Source organism: Allobosea sp. ASV33 (genome assembly GCF_016428755.1).
Taxonomy (GTDB): Bacteria; Pseudomonadota; Alphaproteobacteria; order Rhizobiales; family Beijerinckiaceae; genus Allobosea.
Genome location: NZ_JAELTI010000027.1, coordinates 1 through 15,714, shown reverse-complemented (window position 1 = coordinate 15,714; position 15,714 = coordinate 1). Strand labels below are relative to the sequence as shown.

The window sequence follows — 15,714 nt, the reverse complement described above, 5'->3', positions numbered from 1 at the left end:
CCCCTCAGCCCTTGCCGATGCCCTTGTTGACGAAGTCGAGGCTGTAGGCCTTCTTCACGTCGACGCCGGCCGGAACGACGCCCGCCTCGCTCATCGTCTTGTAGAAGCTCGCCCAGCGCGCATCGGTCATCGCGCCGATGCCGAGCGTCTTGGCGTCGCCGGAGACGACGATGCCCCGCTCGTTCATCACCTTGAGCGCGTAATCGATCTTCTCCTGATCCATGTCGGGATTGTCCTTCAGGATCTGGGCATTGGCGGCAGCATTGCCGGGGCCGCCCTTCATGTATTCGGCCCAGCCTTCCAGCGTCGCATCGGTGAAGCGCTGCACGACGTCCTTCTTCTCCTGCGCCATCTTCCGGGAGAGCGTGATCGTGGTGTTGTAGTTCTCGAAGCCGGCATCGGCGAGGAGATGCACGACCGGGTCGACGCCGGCCTTGCGGATGACGAAGGGCTCGGAGGAGAGGAAGCCCTGCTGCGTCAGCTTCTTGTCGGCCAGGAACGGCGCCATGTTGAAGGTATAGGGGCGGATCTGCTCGTCCTGGTAGCCGAACTTGAGCTTCAGGAAGGGCCAGAAGCCGACGCGGGCCTGCGCCGCGATCAGGATCGGCTTGCCCTTGAGATCGGCGAGCGTGTCGTTGCCCTGGCCGGGATGCGAGATCAGGACTTGCGGGTCCTTCTGGAAGATCGAGGCGATGCAGAGGAAGGGCAGGTTCTCATGCGCGAAGCTGAGCGCCTCCAGCGAGTTGCCCATGATCATGTCGACGCGGCCGCCGAGCAGGAGCTGCGTCGGGTTCTGCTGCGGGCCGCCGGGGCGGATCTCCACGTCGAGGCCGTATTTCTTGTAGATGCCGTTGGTGGCGGCGAGATAGAAGCCGCCATGCTCGGTCTGGGCCCGCCAGTTGGTCTGGTAGCTGACCTTGTCGAGCGTCTGCGCGTTGACGCGCGCGCCCGGCACCGGGATCAGCAATGAGGCGGTGGAGCCGCCGATCAGCCCGAGTGCGGCACGCCGGTTTACGCGATATTTCATCGTCGTCATCTCGCTCTCTCCCCTCATCCTGCAGCCGGGCAGCCACTGGCCCGTCTCCTTATCCCATGCGATAGGACGGCGGGACAATGCAACGCCGCATCGCCGGGTTTCTGCACAGAAACAAGGCGATGACATCGGCTCCTGACAGGCCTGATCATGACCGCACGTTTCTGGGGCGACCTGAAGAGCTCCGACTTCGCCGGGCTTTCGCCCGATCGCACCGTGGCGGTGCTGCCGCTGGCGGCGATCGAACAGCACGGCCCGCATCTGCCGGTCTCTGTCGACACCACCGTGATGAACGGGATGCTGGCCGAGGCGATGCCGCTGGTACCGGCCGATCTTGACGTACTCGTCCTGCCGACGCAGGCCGTCTGCAAGTCGAACGAGCACCTGCATTCGCCGGGCACGGTCACGATCGGCTGGGAGAGCGCGATCCGCTCCTGGCTGGAGATCGGCGAGAGCGTGAAGCGGGCCGGCCTGCGCAAGCTCGTGCTGGTCACCTCGCATGGCGGCAATGTCGACCCGATGAAGATCGTCGCGCGGGAGCTACGCGTCAGCCATGGCATGCTCGCCGTCTGCACCGCCTGGATGTCCTTCGGCCTGCCGGAGGGGCTTTATGGAGAGCTCGACATCCGCCACGGCATCCATGGCGGCGATGTCGAGACCTCGTTGATGCTGCATTTCCGGCCTGATCTCGTCGATATGGGCCAGGCCGCGCTGTTCAAGCCGCATACGGTGACGATGGCCGAGGAAGGCTACACCCATCTGCGCCCGACCGGCCCGCATGCCTTCGCCTGGATGGCGCAGGACGTCAACCGCGCGGGCGCGGCCGGCGATGCCAGCCTCGCGACCGCTGCGAAGGGCAAGGCGACGGCCGCATTGCAGGCGAAGGGCTTCGTCGCCCTTATGGCCGATGTCGCGCGGATGCCGCTCGATACGCTCTACAAGGCGGATTGATCGATAGAGCTCGACCACCCCACCCGCGTCATCCCGGGCTTGACCCGGGATCCATCGGAGGGCTCCGGAGCTCTACGATGGATCCCGGATCGGCGCTGCTACGCAGCTTGTCCGGGATGACGGCGCGGTCTTTCGATGGACAGCGCTTCTCTTGGAACTCCTCACTCGGGATCGAGGAGGCGTGGCCCCGGCCCCTCCTCGGCCAGGCGGTCGAGCGGGTTGTGCAGCGGGCAATCCCGCACCGAGAGACAGCCGCAGCCGATGCAGCCGTTGAGGTGATCGCGCAATCGCGTCAGCCGGTCGATGCGGCGCTCCAGCTCCTGCTTCCAGCCGGATGACAGCCGCGCCCAGTCCGCGACGGTCGGCGTGCGCTCCTGCGGCAAAGCCTTGAAGGCTTCGCGAATGGTCTTCAGCGGGATGCCGGCGCGCTGCGCCACCTTGATGATCGCGACGCGCCGCAGCACCTCGCGGGCATAGCGGCGCTGGTTGCCCGCCGTGCGATGGCTGCGGATCAACCCTTCCGCCTCGTAGAAATGCAATGCCGAGACGGCGAGACCGCTGCGGCGAGCGACTTCGCCGACGCTGAGTTCGATCGGCAAATGCGGCTGTCGGGACATCCGAACGCCTCTTGACCTTAACCTTACTTGAGGTTCTATAAGCCGCGCTCCCGTGATGCAAACCGGAGCGTTTCCATGCACCAGAAGGTCGATACGCGGATCAGGCTCGCCCTGATCTATGGCAGCAGCCGCGAGGGCCGCTTCTGCGACAAGGTCGCCGGCTGGGCGATCTCGCAGATCGCAGGCGACGGCCCCTTCGATCTCGCGGTCGTAGACCCCGGCGAGATCGACCTGCCGCCCCGTCATGTCAGCGGCAAGCACCCGGCGCTTGAAGAGCTCAGGACCATCATCGGCTGGGCCGACGGCTTCGTCGTGGTGACGCCCGAGTACAATCGCGGCTATCCGGCGATCCTGAAATTCTTGATCGACGCGGTCGGGCCGGAATGGCGCGGCAAGCCGGTCGGCTTCGTCTCCTATGGCGGCATCTCCGGCGGCCTGCGCGCCGTCGAGCAATTGCGCCTCGTCTTCGGGGAATTGCATGCCGCGCCGATCCGCGACGGCGTCGCCTTCGCCGATGTCTGGAGCCGCTTCGATACGGAGGGCAAGCTGCTCGATGCCGACCGCGCCGAACAGGCGATGGCGACGATGCTGGCGCAGCTCCATTGGTGGGCGAGCGCGCTCCGCAAGGCGCGCGCGGAGGTGCCCTACGGCCAGTTCGCGGCGGCGTGATACGTCACGCGAACGTGGAAAGAGCTTCACAAATCCGAACTGGTCTCCGCGTGGCGGGATGCGGGACAATGCCCCTCCCTGACGAGGAGCCGACGGATATGAAGCTCAAACTTCTCCGCAACGCGACGCTGAAGCTCACCTATGGCGGCAGGACCTTCCTGATCGACCCGGATTTCGGCCCGCGCCATAGCCGTCGCTCCTTCACAGGGCGTTCGGAGAACCCGATGGTCGATCTGCCCGAGCCGATCGAGGACATCATCGCCGGCGTCGACACCGTGATCGTGTCGCATCTCCATGCCGACCATTTCGACGAGGTCGCCAAGGAGCGCATCCCGAAGAATCTGCCGATCATCTGCCGGCCCGGCGACGAGGCGGCGATCGCGCAGGCGGGCTTTTCCTCGATCACGGCGATCGATTGCTTCATCCGGCTGGGCCAGATCATCCTGAAGCGGCATCCGGCCCAACACGGCACCGGCGCCGTCGTCGAGAAGATGGGGCCGGTGATGGGCCTGAGCTTCGAGGCGCCGGGCGAACCGACGCTCTACTGGTGCGGCGACAGCGTGCTCTATCCGCCGCTGCGCGATGCCGCGACGGCGACGGGGCCGGATGTCATCGTCACGCATTCCTGCGGGGCGAAATGGGACGACACGCTGATCGTGATGGACGACGAGCAGACGCTCGATCTCGCCGAAGCCTTCCCGCTGGCGACGGTGATCGCGACGCATATGGAAGCGCTCGATCACGCCACGGTCAGCCGCACTGCTTTGCGCAAGGCGGCGAAGGAGCGTGGCGTCGACACGCGGCGCCTGCGCATCCCACCCGACGGCGAGACGATCGAGTTCGGCGTGCCGGCGCTGGTGTGAGCCGTTTCAGCCAGGCGTCCCGAGCATCTCTGGAAAGAGAGGCGCCTCATCCTGCATGAGATTCTCGGGTCGAAGCTGCGCTTCGCCCGAGAATGACGGTGCGGGCCGTTACTCCCCCGCCTTCAGCTGCTTGGCGTAGATGTCCTTGTATTGCTCGCGCAGCAGGTTCTTCTGGACCTTGCCCATGGTGTTGCGCGGCAGCTCGGCCACGACGAAGACCTGCTTGGGCTGCTTGAACTTGGCGAGCCGCTGCTCCAGCACTGTCGCGATGCTCTTCGCGGTGACATCGGCGCCGGGCTTGCAGACCACGACCGCGGTGACGCCCTCGCCGAAATCGGGATGCGGGCAGCCGATGACGGCGCTCTCGATGACGCCCGGCATCTCGTCGATCTCAGTCTCGACTTCCTTGGGATAGACGTTGTAGCCGCCGGTGATGATCAGGTCCTTGCCGCGCCCGACGATATGGATGTAGCCGGCGGGATCGATCTTGCCGAGGTCACCGGTGATGAAGAAGCCGTCGGCCCTAAACTCCGCGGCTGTCTTCTCCGGATTGCGCCAGTAGCCCTTGAAGACGTTGGGACCCTTGACCTCGATCATGCCGATCTCGTCGCGGGCGAGCTCCTTGCCGGTCTCGGGATCGACGACACGCGCCGAGACGCCCGGCAGCGGGAAGCCGACCGTGCCCGCCACCCGATCGCCCTCATAGGGGTTCGAGGTGTTCATGTTGGTCTCGGTCATGCCGTAGCGCTCGAGAATGGCGTGGCCGGTGCGGGCGCTCCACTCGCGATGCGTCTCGGCCAGAAGCGGCGCCGAGCCGGAGACGAAGAGGCGCATATGCCTGGTCGCCTCCTTCGTCAGGCGGGCATCCTGAAGCAACCGGACATAGAAGGTCGGCACGCCCATCATGCTCGTTGCCTGGGGCAGGTATTTGAAGACCTGATCCGGATCGAACTTCGGCAGCAGGATCATCGAGGCGCCGGACAAGAGGATCACATTGGTCGCGACGAAGAGGCCGTGGGTGTGGAAGATCGGGAGCGCGTGCAGCAGCACGTCGCCCTTCGCGAAACGCCAGTAGTCGACCAGCGCCAGCGCATTCGACGACAGGTTGTCGTGGCTGAGCATCGCGCCCTTGGAGCGGCCGGTCGTGCCGGAGGTGTAGAGGATCGCAGCGAGATCGTCCGACCCGCGCGCAATATCGGTGAAGTCGCTCGAGGCGGCGTTCGCCTTGTCGAGCAGGCTGCCGGTTCCAATGCCGAGGGTCTCCAGCTTGGCGCCGGCCTTCTCGGCATAGGGACGCAGGGCGTCAGCCTTGGCGGGATCGCAGACGAAGACGGCGGGCTCGGCATCGCCGAGGAAATATTCGATCTCGGCCGGGGTATAGGCGGTGTTTAGCGGCAGGAAGATCGCGCCGGCGCGTACCGTGCCGAGATAGAGCATCAGCGCCTCGAAGCTCTTCTCGACCTGGACGGCCACACGGTCACCCGGTTTGACGCCGAGCCCGGTGAGCGCAGCGGCGAAGCGGGCGGAGACCGCGATCATATCGCCATAGGAGAGCTGCCGGCCGTCATCGAGCAGCGCGAAGGGCGCGTCCGGCGCCGGCATGCGCGAGCGGATCAGGTCGAAGAGATGATTGCCCATGATTTCGGGTCCTTTCAGGCGTTTCCGTGTCAATGTCGTTCAATATGAGCCTTCATCCTGAGGAGCCGCGTGAGCGGCGCCTCGAAGGATGAGGGCTGAGGGGGATCGCATCGCGCTCAACTCGCCGCCGGGCGCAGCAGCTTGCGCACGCCGGAGGAGGCCACCACCGTGTTGCGGGTGGCGAAGGCCTCGTGGTTGGTCTCGATGTCGTCGAGCTCGTAGCGGTAATTGACCATCACGCCATGGGACTCGCGCAGGCCCCGCGCCGAGAGGTTGCCGCCGACATTGATGCGCTCCAGCCGGGCGCCGTTGCCGAGGTGGAAGCGCGCGACCGGGTCGATGACGCGGCCGGAGGCGGTGCGCGCCCGCAGCATGTATTCCGCCGTCATCTGGCCGAGCAGCTTGTCGCGGCGCGCCTTCGTGGCTTCGTCGAGCGAAATCGTCTCGCCGGCCGGGCGGGCCAGCTCGGCGCGCTCTTCATTGGTGAGAACGAGATCGCCAGGCTCGGCCGCGATGCCGGCGAGCCAGCGCGCGAAGCCGGGCACCGGCGAGAGCGTGACGAAGGTGTCGAGCCCCGGCAATTCGCGCTTCAGGTCCTCGGCGACCTGCTTGATCAGGAAATTGCCGAAGGAGATGCCGCGCAGGCCCTCCTGGCAGTTCGAGATCGAATAGAACACCGCGGTCGTCGCGGCCTGCGCCGGCAGGATCGCGCGCTCCGGCTCCAGCACTTCGCCGATGCTGCGCGGGATGGCGCCGGTCAGCGCGACCTCGACGAAGATCAGGGGGTCGTCGACGAGCTGTGGGTGGAAGAAGGCGAAGCATCGCCGGTCGGCCGGCTCCAGCCGGCGCCTCAGATCGTCCCAGCCCTGGATCTCATGGACCGCCTCGTAGCGGATGATCTTCTCCAGCACGTTGGCCGGTGTGCGCCAGTCGATGCGGCGCAGGACGAGGAAGCCGCGGTTGAACCAGGAGCCGAAGAGATGGCGAAAATCGTCGTCGATGCCCTTCAGCTCCGGCTCCGCCGACATCGCCTCGAACAGGGCCTCGCGCATCCGCACCAGCACATGCGTGCCTTCGGGCGCCAGGTTCAGGCGGCGCAGTAGCTCCTGCCGCCGGGGCTCGGCCGCATGATGCAGAGCCGCCACGGTCGCGGGGTCGGGCTTGGCGCGGTAGGCCTCGATCGCCGCGTCGAGACGGTCGTGATCGGGGCCGAAGCGCTCCCGCAGCACATTGAAGAAGGCGAGCCGGCCGGGCTTGTCGAGCCCTTGCCAAGCTTCGAGCACGGCCTGCGCCAGCGCCATGCCCGAGGCTTCGCCGCGGCCGGAGAGCAGGTCTTCGCAGAGCTTGTCGATCGGGCGCGAGCGATTGCCCAGGAAACGTTCGAAACCGATCAGCGCGCGGCCGCGATCCGCCACGTTGGTGAGAAGTTCGCCCAGAAATGCCATGTTCACGCCGGCTCCCAGTTCGCAGCCTGATCCTATACGAGATTCAGCGCAGGCAAATCGGGCATCAGCGCAGCAGGCTCCAGGCCTTCAGGAAGAAATCCGGCGTGCCGAAATTGCCGGATTTCAGCGCGACGACCATCTCCGGCCCGTCGACGACGCGCGTCCAGGGCACGCCGGGATCGATCTCCGGGCCGATCCCCAAGGTGCGGATGCCGAGGCCCAGCACGGTCGCGCCCGAAGTCTCTCCACCCGCGACGAGAAGCCGCGTCACGCCGCCGTCCGAAAGCCGGCGGGCCAGCTCGGCGAAAGCATGCTCGACGATGCTGCCCGCCTTTTCGCGACCGAGCTTGTCCTGCACCGCCGCAACCTCGGCCGGATCGTCGCTGGAATAGACGAGGAACGGCTTGTCCGCCGGCTGCGCCAAGGCCCAGGCGGCGATGCCCGCGGCATCCTGCCGGCCATCGGCGAGCGCGAAGGGATCGACCTTGAGTGCGGGAAAGCCCGCTTCCAAGGCCACCTTGATCTGGCCGCGCGTCGCGGTCGAGCAGCTACCGGAGATGATGCCGGCGCGCCCGGCCGGCGCCTTCAACTCTGCCGGGCCGGGACGCTCCTGCAGGAGGCCGGCGCGGCGGAAATTCTGCGGCAGGCCCATCGCGATGCCGGACCCGCCGGTGAGCAGGACATGCTCGGACACGGCGTGGCCGAGCGTCATCAGGTCCTCGTTGGTCAGCGCGTCGGTGACGGCATAGCGGACGCCGTCCGCCTCGAGCTTGGCGAGGCGCGCCCTCACTGCGGAAGGCCCGGCGAGCACGGTGGCATAGTCGACCAGGCCGGTCTCGGTCTTCGCCTGCGCCGACATCAACCGCATCAGGTTGGAATCCCGCATCGGCGTCAGCGGATGATCCTTCATCGAGCTTTCGTGCAGCGGCACGGCGCCGACGAAGAGATAGCCCTGATAGATCGAGCGGCCGTTCGCCGGGAAAGCCGGGCAGACGATGGCGAGCTTCGAGCCCAGCCGTTCGGCCAGCGCATTGGCCACCGGCCCGATATTGCCCTCGGCCGTCGAATCGAAGGTGGAGCAGTATTTGAACAGGATCTGGCGCGCGCCGGCCTTCAGCAGGGCCTCGCAGGCGGCGAGCGAATCCGCGACGGCCTCGGCGACCGGATTGGTCCGCGATTTCAGCGCGACGACGACCACATCGGCCTCGGGCAGGGTCGAGCCGGCGGGAGGCACGCCGATCACCTGGACGGTGCGCATGCCGGCCCGGTTCAGCATCAGCGCGACGTCTGTCGCGCCCGTCATGTCGTCGGCGATCACGCCCAGCAGCATGCTCGATCTCCCCTTTTAGCCCTGTCGAGCGTCGTTCTAGTGACTGCCGCCCGGTGAGGCGACCGCTATCGCCGCATCGTGCACGTCCGCCGCGGACATGGAACCCCGGCCTCCCGCAAGTCGACCTCTGCCCACGCGATGGGCAGGGCTGCCTCAGAATTGGTGCGGCGCGTCATCGACGGCGGGCGCGATCTGAGTCAGTTTAGTGCCACAAGGAACGAATTGAGCAGGACGACCCGCGTGCCAAGCGGCGGGAACGTTCGCCGACAACGTCCGGAACGAGGGGACAATCATGAATCTGCTGAAGGTTGCGATTTCGGCCGCCGCGCTCGCGCTGGCGACATTGCCGACACTGGCCCAGACCCCGTCGACCTTGCGGATCGGGGTGCAGGAAGACCCTGACATGCTCGACCCGCACAAGGCGCGGACCTTCGTCGGCCGCATCGTCTTCATGGGGCTGTGCGACCGGCTGCTCGACATCACCCCGGAGCTGAAGCTGGTGCCGCGGCTGGCGACGGAATGGGGTTTCTCCGCCGACGGGCTGACGCTGACCATGAAGCTGCGCAGCGACGCCAAGTTTCATGACGGCGAGAGCTTCAATGCCGAGGCCGCCAAGGCCAATCTCGAACGCGCGATGACCCTGCCGGACTCGCTGCGCAAGTCGGAGCTCGCCTCGGTCGACAAGGTGGAGGCGCCGGATGCGACGACGCTGGTGCTGAAGCTGAAGCGGCCGGATGCCACGCTGCTCGCCCAGCTCACCGACCGCGCCGGGATGATGCTCTCGCCCAAGAGCCTCTCCGGCGACGTGACGGCGAAGCCGATCTGCTCCGGCCCCTACAAGTTCGTCGAGCGCGTCCAGAACGACCGGATCGTGCTGGAGAAGTTCAAGGAACATTGGGAAGCCGACAAATACAGCTTCGACCGTGTCATCTACCGGTCGATCCCCGATACCACGGTGCGCCTCGCTAATCTGCGCTCGGGCGAGCTCGACATTCTGGAGCGGCTGGCGCCGACCGACGTGAAATCCGCCCAGGCCGACAAGTCGCTCAAGGTCATGAGCATCGCCAATCTCGGCTATCAGGGCATCACCGTGAACACCAATAATGGCGAGGCGGCGAAACAGCCGATGGGCCTGGACAAGCGCATCCGCCAGGCGCTCTCGCTCTCGATCGACCGCAAGGTGCTGAACGACGCCGTGTTCGACGGACTCTACGAGCCGATGATGCAGCCCTTCAATCCCGGCAACCCCTATCTCAGCGCCGATTTCCCCGTGCCGCCGCGCGACGTCGCCAAGGCCAAGGCGCTGATGAAGGCGGCGGGAACGGAAAAGCTGTCGGTCGAGCTCTTCGTCACCAACAATCCGGTCCAGGCGCAAGTCGGCCAGGTGATCCAGGCGATGGCGCAAGAGGCCGGCATCGACGTCCAGATCCGCTCGACCGAGTTCGCCAGCCAGTTGCGCGACCAGCAGCAGGGCAAGTTCCAGCTCAGCCTGATCGGCTGGTCCGGCCGGATCGACCCGGACGGCAACATCCACGCCTTCGTCACCACCAAGGGCAGCCAGAACGACGGCAAATACTCCAACGCCGAGGTCGACAAGCAGCTCGACGAGGCGCGCACGATCTACGACCCGGCCGAGCGCAAGAAACACTACGATGCCGCCCAGAAGATCCTGCTGGACGAATTGCCGATCATCTATCTCTACAACGACAAGCGCTATTTCGCGCTGCGCGCGAACATGCAGGGCTTCGTGATCAATCCGGACGGCATGATCCGGCTCGCGGGGCTGAAGCGCTCGTGAGGGCAGCTTCCGACGTCACAACCGCGCCGTCATCCCGGGCGGCCGAAGGCCGACCCGGGATCCATCGTAGAGCGCAGTTCCCTACGATGGATGACGGCGCCGTTCCGAGCGCGCCATGGCCACGCTGATCCTCCGCCGCATCCTGATCGCGATACCGACGCTGTTCCTGGTATCGCTCTTCGTCTTTGCCCTGCAGCGCGCGCTGCCGGGCGACCCCTTTCTCGTCATCGCCGGCGAGGAACGCGATCCCGAGGTGATCGCGCGGCTGCGCGAGATCTACCGCATGGACGATCCGATCTTCGTCCAGTTCTTCGCCTGGCTCGGACAGGTCGTGCAGGGCGATTTCGGCCGCTCGCTGCGCACCGGCGAGCCGGTCCTCGGGCTGATCCTGCAGAAGCTGCCGGTGACGATCCAGCTCGCCACCGCCTCAATCCTCGTCGCAGTGGCGATCGGCATTCCGATCGGCATCCTGGCCGCTCGGCACAAGGGCACGATCATCGACTATTCGGCCAGCGCGGCTGCGTTGTCCGGCCTATCGATTCCGAATTTCTGGTTCGGGATCATGCTGATCCTGCTGGTCTCGGTGCACCTGAAATGGCTGCCGGCCTCCGGCTATGAATCGATCTTCGTCCACCCCTGGGAGGCGATCCAGCGCCTGATCATGCCGGCCTTCGTACTCGGCAACGGGCTTGCCGCCTTCCTGATGCGCCATACCCGCTCGGCGATGCTGGAGGTGCTGCGCTCCGACTATGTCCGTACCGCCCGCGCCAAGGGGCTCGACGAGGATACGGTCATCCACCGCCATGCGCTGCGCAACGCGCTGGTGCCGATCATCACGCTGACCACCCTGCTCTTCGGCGAGTTGCTGGCGGGCGCGGTGCTGACCGAGCAGGTCTTCACCATCCCCGGCTTCGGCAAGCTGATCGTGGATGCCGTGTTCAACCGCGACTATGGCGTGGTTCAGGGCGTGGTGCTTTGCACGGCGATCGGCTTCATCCTGATGAACCTGATCGCCGACATCCTCTACGTCCTCGTCAATCCACGCTTGAGGACCGGCTGATGGCATCGCTCGATTCCATCGCCTCGGCTGGGGCTACGAGCGGCGTGAAGGCACGCCCGGGCGTGCTTTCCCGCCTCCTGCGCAACAAATCGGCGCTGATCGGCGGCAGCATCGTGCTGCTCTTCGTGCTGATGGCGGTGCTGGCGCCGGTCCTGCCGCTGGCGGACCCGTTCAAGTCGAACTTCCTCGCCATCCGCAAGCCGCCGTCCGAGCTCTACTGGTTCGGCACGGATGAGCTCGGGCGCGATCAGGTCACGCGGCTGTTCTTCGGGGCGCGGGCCTCGCTGCTCGCCGGCATCGTCTCGGTGCTGATCGCGGTCGTGATCGGCCTGCCCTTCGGCCTGCTTGCCGGCTGGTATGGCGGATGGGTCGACATCGTGATCTCGCGCGTCACCGAGGCCCTGCTCGCCTGCCCCTTCCTGATCCTCGCCATCGCGTTTGCCGCGGTGCTCGGGCCATCGCTGACCAACGCGATGATCGCGATCGGTCTTTCGGCCGTGCCGATCTTCATCCGGCTGATCCGCGGCCAGGTGATGAGCGTGAAGGCGGAGGATTTCGTCGAGGGCGCGCGGGCGGTCGGCGCGCGCGATCTCAGGCTGATGTTCCGCCATGTCCTGCCCAACACCCTGTCCCCCATCGTGGTGCAGTCGACATTGTTCATGGCGCAGGCAATCATCCTGGAAGCCGCCCTCTCCTTCCTCGGCCTCGGCCAGCAGCCGCCGGCGCCCTCCTGGGGACAGATGCTCAACGTCGCCAAGAACTTCATGGAGCAGGCGCCCTGGATGTCGGTGGCGCCGGGCGTCTGCATCTTCCTCGCCGTGCTCGGCTTCAACCTGCTCGGCGACGGCCTGCGCGACGCGCTCGATCCGAAAGAAAACTAGACTCCAGGGACACGGCCATGTTCACCACCCGCCCCGAAATCCTCGGCACGTTCGGCGTCGTCACTTCGACGCACTGGCTCGCCACCGCATCAGGCATGGCGATGCTGGAAAAGGGCGGCAACGCCTTCGACGCCTGCGCGGCTGCCGCCTTCGTGCTGCAGGTGGTAGAGCCGCATCTCGTCGGCCCGGCCGGCGACATGCCGGCCGTGTTCTATTCGGCCGAGACCGGAAAGGTGGGGACGCTCTGCGCACAAGGGCCGGCCCCACAGGCTGCGACCATCGCCGCCTACAAGGCGCTGGGCCTCGACCTGATCCCCGGCTCCGGTCTGCTCGCAACCGTCATCCCCGGCGCCTTCGGCGGCTGGATGACGCTGCTGCGCGACCATGGCCGGCTGAAGCTGCGCGACGTTCTCGAACCGGCGATCGGCTATTTCGAGAACGGCCATCCGATGCTGCCGCGCGTCTCGGATTCGATCCGGGAGCTGACCGATCTCTTCACCAACGAGTGGTCGACCTCGGGCGACGTCTACCTGCCCGGCGGCAACGTGCCGGAGGCGCGCAAGCTCTTCGCCAACAAGGCCGCGGCCGAGACCTACAAGCGCATCCTCGCCGAGGCGGAAGCCAAGGGCGGCGACCGCCAGGAACAGATCCAGGGCGCCTATGACGCCTGGTACAAGGGCTTCGTGGCCGAGGCGATGGACCGTTTCTGCCGCACGCAGGAGGTGATGGATTCCTCCGGCCGGCGCAACAAGGGCCTGCTCACCGCGCAGGACATGGCGAACTACAAGCCGACCTACGAGACGCCGACCTCCGTGACTTACCATGACTGGGAGGTCTTCAAGATCGGTCCCTGGGGCCAGGGTCCGGCCTTCCTGCAGACGCTGAAGATCCTGGAGGGTGTCGACCTTGCGGGAATGGGGCCGGCGAGCCCTGAGTTCGTCCACCATGTCGTCGAGGCGATGAAGCTCGCCTTCGCCGATCGCGAGGCCTATTACGGCGACCCGGATTTCGTGAAGGTGCCGCTCGCGACGCTGCTCTCCGAGGATTACGCGGCCGGGCGGCGCGGGCTGATCGGCGAGCGCGCCTCGCTGGAGCTGCGGCCGGGCGTCGTCTCCGGCTACGAGGCGCAGGTCGCGCATGCCATGAAGGCGCTCGGTGCCATCGCCCAGCCGACTCAGGGCGGCGCCAGCGTCGGCGAGCCGACCATGGCCTCGATGGTCGCGGCCGGGCGCAAGGGCGACACGGTCCATATCGACGTGATCGACAAATGGGGCAACATGATCGCGGCGACGCCGTCAGGCGGCTGGCTGCAATCCTCGCCGGTCATCCCGGAGCTCGGCTTCCCGCTGAATTCCCGTGCCCAGATGTTCTGGCTGGAAGAGGGCCTGCCCTCTTCGCTCGCGCCGGGCAAGCGGCCGCGCACGACGCTGACGCCCTCGATCGCCTTCGAGAACGGCAAGCCCCGCCTCGCCTTCGGCACGCCGGGCGGCGACCAGCAGGAGCAATGGCAGCTCGGCCTGTTCCTGCGCCGCGTCCATCACGGCCTCAACCTGCAAGAGGCGATCGACCTGCCGCTGTTCCACACGCAGCATTTCCCGTCCTCCTTCTATCCGCGCTCGTCGCGGCCGGGCCACATGATGATCGAGGAAAGCATCGGCGCTGCCGCGCTGGCCGAGCTTGAGCGGCGCGGCCACAAGCTCGAGAAAGCCCCGGCCTGGACGGTCGGGCGCCTGACCGCAGCGGAACGCGGCGATGACGGGCTCTTGCGCGCCGCCGCGACGCCGCGTCTGATGCAGGCTTACGCCGCCGGGCGGTAGGCTCTGCCGCCTTTTGCCATCATTCCGGGCGAAGCGAAGCGCAGACCCGGAATCCATCATAGAGGGCCTCGCCCTTCGATGGATCCCGGATCAGCGCGGCTTCGCCGCTTGTCCGGGATGACGGAAAACGACTGAGATCGACCGGATAACGAGGAACCGCATATGACCTGGTCCATCGTCGCCCGCGACGCCGCGACCGGCGCCTATGGCGTCGCCGTTTCGACCTGTGCCTTCGCCGTGGGCGCCCGCGTGCCCTATGGCGGCGGCCGGGTCGGCGCGATCGCGACGCAGGCCTTCGTCAATCCGCTCTACGGGATCGACGGCCTGAGGCTGCTGCAGGAGGGACGCTCGGCGGTCGAGATCATCGCGACGCTGACGGCGGCCGACGAGGGGCGCGCCCATCGCCAGCTCCATGTCATCGACCGCGACGGCAAGATCGCCTCCCATACGGGCGCCGCCTGCATCGACTGGTGCGGCGCGGTTGACGGGCCGCAGGTTTCGGTCGCCGGCAACATGCTGGCCGGGCCGGAGGTCGTGCAGGAGACGCTGAAGGCCTATATCGCCGCCTCCGCGCTCGATTTCGATGAGCGCCTGCTGGTCGCGCTGGAGGCCGGCGAGAAGGCCGGTGGCGACAAGCGCGGCAAGCAATCCGCCGCCATCCGCATCTGGAGCGGCGAGCCGGTGCCGAGCATCGACATCCGCGTTGACGACCACGCCGATCCACTGAAGGAATTGCGGCGGCTCTGGCGCGTCGCGCATCAGCGCTCGGTACCATTCCAGCAGGCTTCGCCCTCGCGTGGGCGCCCTTCCGGCGTCACCGACCGGGCCGAGCTCGACCGCCTCTGCGCGGAATATGCCGCCGGCTGGAACGCCCGGCACCCGGAAAGCTGACCGGCCAGACGCATTCTCGCCGCGCCCGTCGCATGATAGGCTGATGCTTCGTCACCCTGTCATACGCAGAAGCGGAGACGGCAATGGCCAATCCGGAGCACGAAGCCCTCCAGAGGCGCATCGCTGCGCTGGAGGCGCAGATCGAAGCCCTGCTGCAAGCGATTTCGGCGGACCGGGGCGGCAATGTCGTCATCAACGCTCCGGGTTCCCTGACCATCAATTGCGGGATGGGCATCGCGTTGACCGCCGGCAGCGCAATGACGCTGACAGCGGGCGCCAACCTCGCCGTGACGGCGGGGGCCAATGCCAATCTCGTCATCGGCAATCGCCTGCGCGTCAGCAGCGGCCATGAAGCCGCGTTCGAAACGCGGAGTTTCACCGTCAGCGCGGCCGTGGGATGCGCGATCGACAGCGGGCAGAACTTCGCCGTCACGGCGGGCAAGGACATGGCCATGAGCGTCGGGAAGGACATGACGCTGCGCGTCGGCAAGGCGCTCGCCATCGAAAGCGCCGACGGAACCACCCTGAAGAGCGGCGACGCCAAGCTGAACATGAAGAAGGACGGCGGCGTCGAGCTGCAAGGGCACGACATCACGATCAGGGCTTCCGGACGCCTCGAAGCCAAGGCGTCCGGCAATGTTACGATCAAAGGATCGAAGATCCTGCAGAATTGAGCCTGCAAAAATTAGAGGCCGCTCTCTGCTCAGCCCTCGTCCTGAGG

General features: G+C 66.5%; 14 protein-coding genes. 9 read left to right on the top strand and 5 right to left on the bottom strand.

The window, feature by feature from the left end:
• Positions 1-4 precede the first annotated feature (4 nt).
• Positions 5-1,036 carry an ABC transporter substrate-binding protein gene (locus tag JHD80_RS10710; protein ID WP_248311485.1) on the bottom strand — a complete coding sequence of 344 codons (1,032 nt, stop codon included), beginning with the start codon at positions 1,034-1,036 and terminating at the stop codon, positions 5-7.
• A 147-nt stretch (positions 1,037-1,183) separates the two neighbouring features.
• On the opposite strand from JHD80_RS10710, the gene JHD80_RS10705 reads away from it, so the two are divergent.
• A complete protein-coding gene (locus tag JHD80_RS10705) occupies positions 1,184-1,984 on the top strand; it encodes a creatininase family protein (RefSeq protein WP_199086888.1) in 801 nt (266 codons plus the stop codon).
• A gap of 161 nt (positions 1,985-2,145) precedes the next feature.
• Here the strand turns inward: JHD80_RS10705 and soxR are convergent, their stop codons facing one another.
• Positions 2,146-2,601, bottom strand: coding sequence for a redox-sensitive transcriptional activator SoxR (gene soxR, locus JHD80_RS10700; protein ID WP_199086886.1), 456 nt, complete (start codon positions 2,599-2,601; stop codon positions 2,146-2,148).
• Between the two features lie 75 nt (positions 2,602-2,676).
• Here soxR and JHD80_RS10695 point away from each other — a divergent pair, with 75 nt between their 5' ends.
• Positions 2,677-3,270: an NADPH-dependent FMN reductase gene (locus JHD80_RS10695; RefSeq protein ID WP_199086884.1), complete on the top strand. Its 594-nt coding sequence runs from the start codon at positions 2,677-2,679 to the stop codon at positions 3,268-3,270.
• A gap of 98 nt (positions 3,271-3,368) precedes the next feature.
• Positions 3,369-4,133, top strand: a complete 765-nt coding sequence (locus tag JHD80_RS10690) for an MBL fold metallo-hydrolase (RefSeq protein ID WP_199086882.1) — start codon at positions 3,369-3,371, stop codon at positions 4,131-4,133.
• A 108-nt stretch (positions 4,134-4,241) separates the two neighbouring features.
• Here the strand turns inward: JHD80_RS10690 and JHD80_RS10685 are convergent, their stop codons facing one another.
• The 3 genes from JHD80_RS10685 to otnK all read right to left on the bottom strand — a co-directional run bounded on the left by JHD80_RS10685 (position 4,242) and on the right by otnK (position 8,546).
• Positions 4,242-5,771: a malonate--CoA ligase gene (locus tag JHD80_RS10685; RefSeq protein WP_199086880.1), complete on the bottom strand. Its 1,530-nt coding sequence runs from the start codon at positions 5,769-5,771 to the stop codon at positions 4,242-4,244.
• A 116-nt stretch (positions 5,772-5,887) separates the two neighbouring features.
• A complete protein-coding gene (locus JHD80_RS10680) occupies positions 5,888-7,216 on the bottom strand; it encodes a malonyl-CoA decarboxylase (protein ID WP_210339859.1) in 1,329 nt (442 codons plus the stop codon).
• A 64-nt stretch (positions 7,217-7,280) separates the two neighbouring features.
• Positions 7,281-8,546 (bottom strand): 3-oxo-tetronate kinase, encoded by a 1,266-nt coding sequence (gene otnK / locus JHD80_RS10675; RefSeq protein ID WP_199086876.1) that lies wholly within the window; start codon positions 8,544-8,546, stop codon positions 7,281-7,283.
• 292 nt (positions 8,547-8,838) lie between these two features.
• Here otnK and JHD80_RS10670 point away from each other — a divergent pair, with 292 nt between their 5' ends.
• The 6 genes from JHD80_RS10670 to JHD80_RS10645 all read left to right on the top strand — a co-directional run bounded on the left by JHD80_RS10670 (position 8,839) and on the right by JHD80_RS10645 (position 15,667).
• A complete protein-coding gene (locus tag JHD80_RS10670; RefSeq protein WP_199086874.1) occupies positions 8,839-10,344 on the top strand; it encodes an ABC transporter substrate-binding protein in 1,506 nt (501 codons plus the stop codon).
• A gap of 115 nt (positions 10,345-10,459) precedes the next feature.
• On the top strand, positions 10,460-11,404 hold the full coding sequence (locus JHD80_RS10665; protein ID WP_199086872.1) for an ABC transporter permease: 945 nt from the start codon (positions 10,460-10,462) through the stop codon (positions 11,402-11,404).
• On the top strand, positions 11,404-12,285 hold the full coding sequence (locus tag JHD80_RS10660; RefSeq protein ID WP_199086870.1) for an ABC transporter permease: 882 nt from the start codon (positions 11,404-11,406) through the stop codon (positions 12,283-12,285). Before JHD80_RS10665 ends, JHD80_RS10660 begins: the two co-directional genes overlap by 1 nt.
• A 17-nt stretch (positions 12,286-12,302) precedes the next feature.
• Positions 12,303-14,102, top strand: coding sequence for a gamma-glutamyltransferase family protein (locus JHD80_RS10655; protein WP_199086868.1), 1,800 nt, complete (start codon positions 12,303-12,305; stop codon positions 14,100-14,102).
• A 162-nt stretch (positions 14,103-14,264) separates the two neighbouring features.
• The gene (locus tag JHD80_RS10650) at positions 14,265-14,993 is read left to right on the top strand and encodes a DUF1028 domain-containing protein (RefSeq protein ID WP_199086866.1); all 729 of its coding nucleotides are present in this window, start codon (positions 14,265-14,267) and stop codon (positions 14,991-14,993) included.
• Between the two features lie 83 nt (positions 14,994-15,076).
• Positions 15,077-15,667, top strand: a complete 591-nt coding sequence (locus tag JHD80_RS10645) for a hypothetical protein (RefSeq protein ID WP_199086864.1) — start codon at positions 15,077-15,079, stop codon at positions 15,665-15,667.
• Positions 15,668-15,714: the final 47 nt, after the last annotated feature.

Excerpts from the sequence above, each read along its gene's own strand:
- JHD80_RS10710 (WP_248311485.1), bottom strand. The coding sequence starts at position 1,036 with ATGACGACGATGAAATATCGCGTAAACCGGCGTGCCGCACTCGGGCTG.
- JHD80_RS10705 (WP_199086888.1), top strand. The coding sequence starts at position 1,184 with ATGACCGCACGTTTCTGGGGCGACCTGAAGAGCTCCGACTTCGCCGGG.
- soxR (WP_199086886.1), bottom strand. The coding sequence starts at position 2,601 with ATGTCCCGACAGCCGCATTTGCCGATCGAACTCAGCGTCGGCGAAGTC.
- JHD80_RS10695 (WP_199086884.1), top strand. The coding sequence starts at position 2,677 with ATGCACCAGAAGGTCGATACGCGGATCAGGCTCGCCCTGATCTATGGC.
- JHD80_RS10690 (WP_199086882.1), top strand. The coding sequence starts at position 3,369 with ATGAAGCTCAAACTTCTCCGCAACGCGACGCTGAAGCTCACCTATGGC.
- JHD80_RS10685 (WP_199086880.1), bottom strand. The coding sequence starts at position 5,771 with ATGGGCAATCATCTCTTCGACCTGATCCGCTCGCGCATGCCGGCGCCG.
- JHD80_RS10680 (WP_210339859.1), bottom strand. The coding sequence starts at position 7,216 with ATGGCATTTCTGGGCGAACTTCTCACCAACGTGGCGGATCGCGGCCGC.
- otnK (WP_199086876.1), bottom strand. The coding sequence starts at position 8,546 with ATGCTGCTGGGCGTGATCGCCGACGACATGACGGGCGCGACAGACGTC.
- JHD80_RS10670 (WP_199086874.1), top strand. The coding sequence starts at position 8,839 with ATGAATCTGCTGAAGGTTGCGATTTCGGCCGCCGCGCTCGCGCTGGCG.
- JHD80_RS10665 (WP_199086872.1), top strand. The coding sequence starts at position 10,460 with ATGGCCACGCTGATCCTCCGCCGCATCCTGATCGCGATACCGACGCTG.
- JHD80_RS10660 (WP_199086870.1), top strand. The coding sequence starts at position 11,404 with ATGGCATCGCTCGATTCCATCGCCTCGGCTGGGGCTACGAGCGGCGTG.
- JHD80_RS10655 (WP_199086868.1), top strand. The coding sequence starts at position 12,303 with ATGTTCACCACCCGCCCCGAAATCCTCGGCACGTTCGGCGTCGTCACT.
- JHD80_RS10650 (WP_199086866.1), top strand. The coding sequence starts at position 14,265 with ATGACCTGGTCCATCGTCGCCCGCGACGCCGCGACCGGCGCCTATGGC.
- JHD80_RS10645 (WP_199086864.1), top strand. The coding sequence starts at position 15,077 with ATGGCCAATCCGGAGCACGAAGCCCTCCAGAGGCGCATCGCTGCGCTG.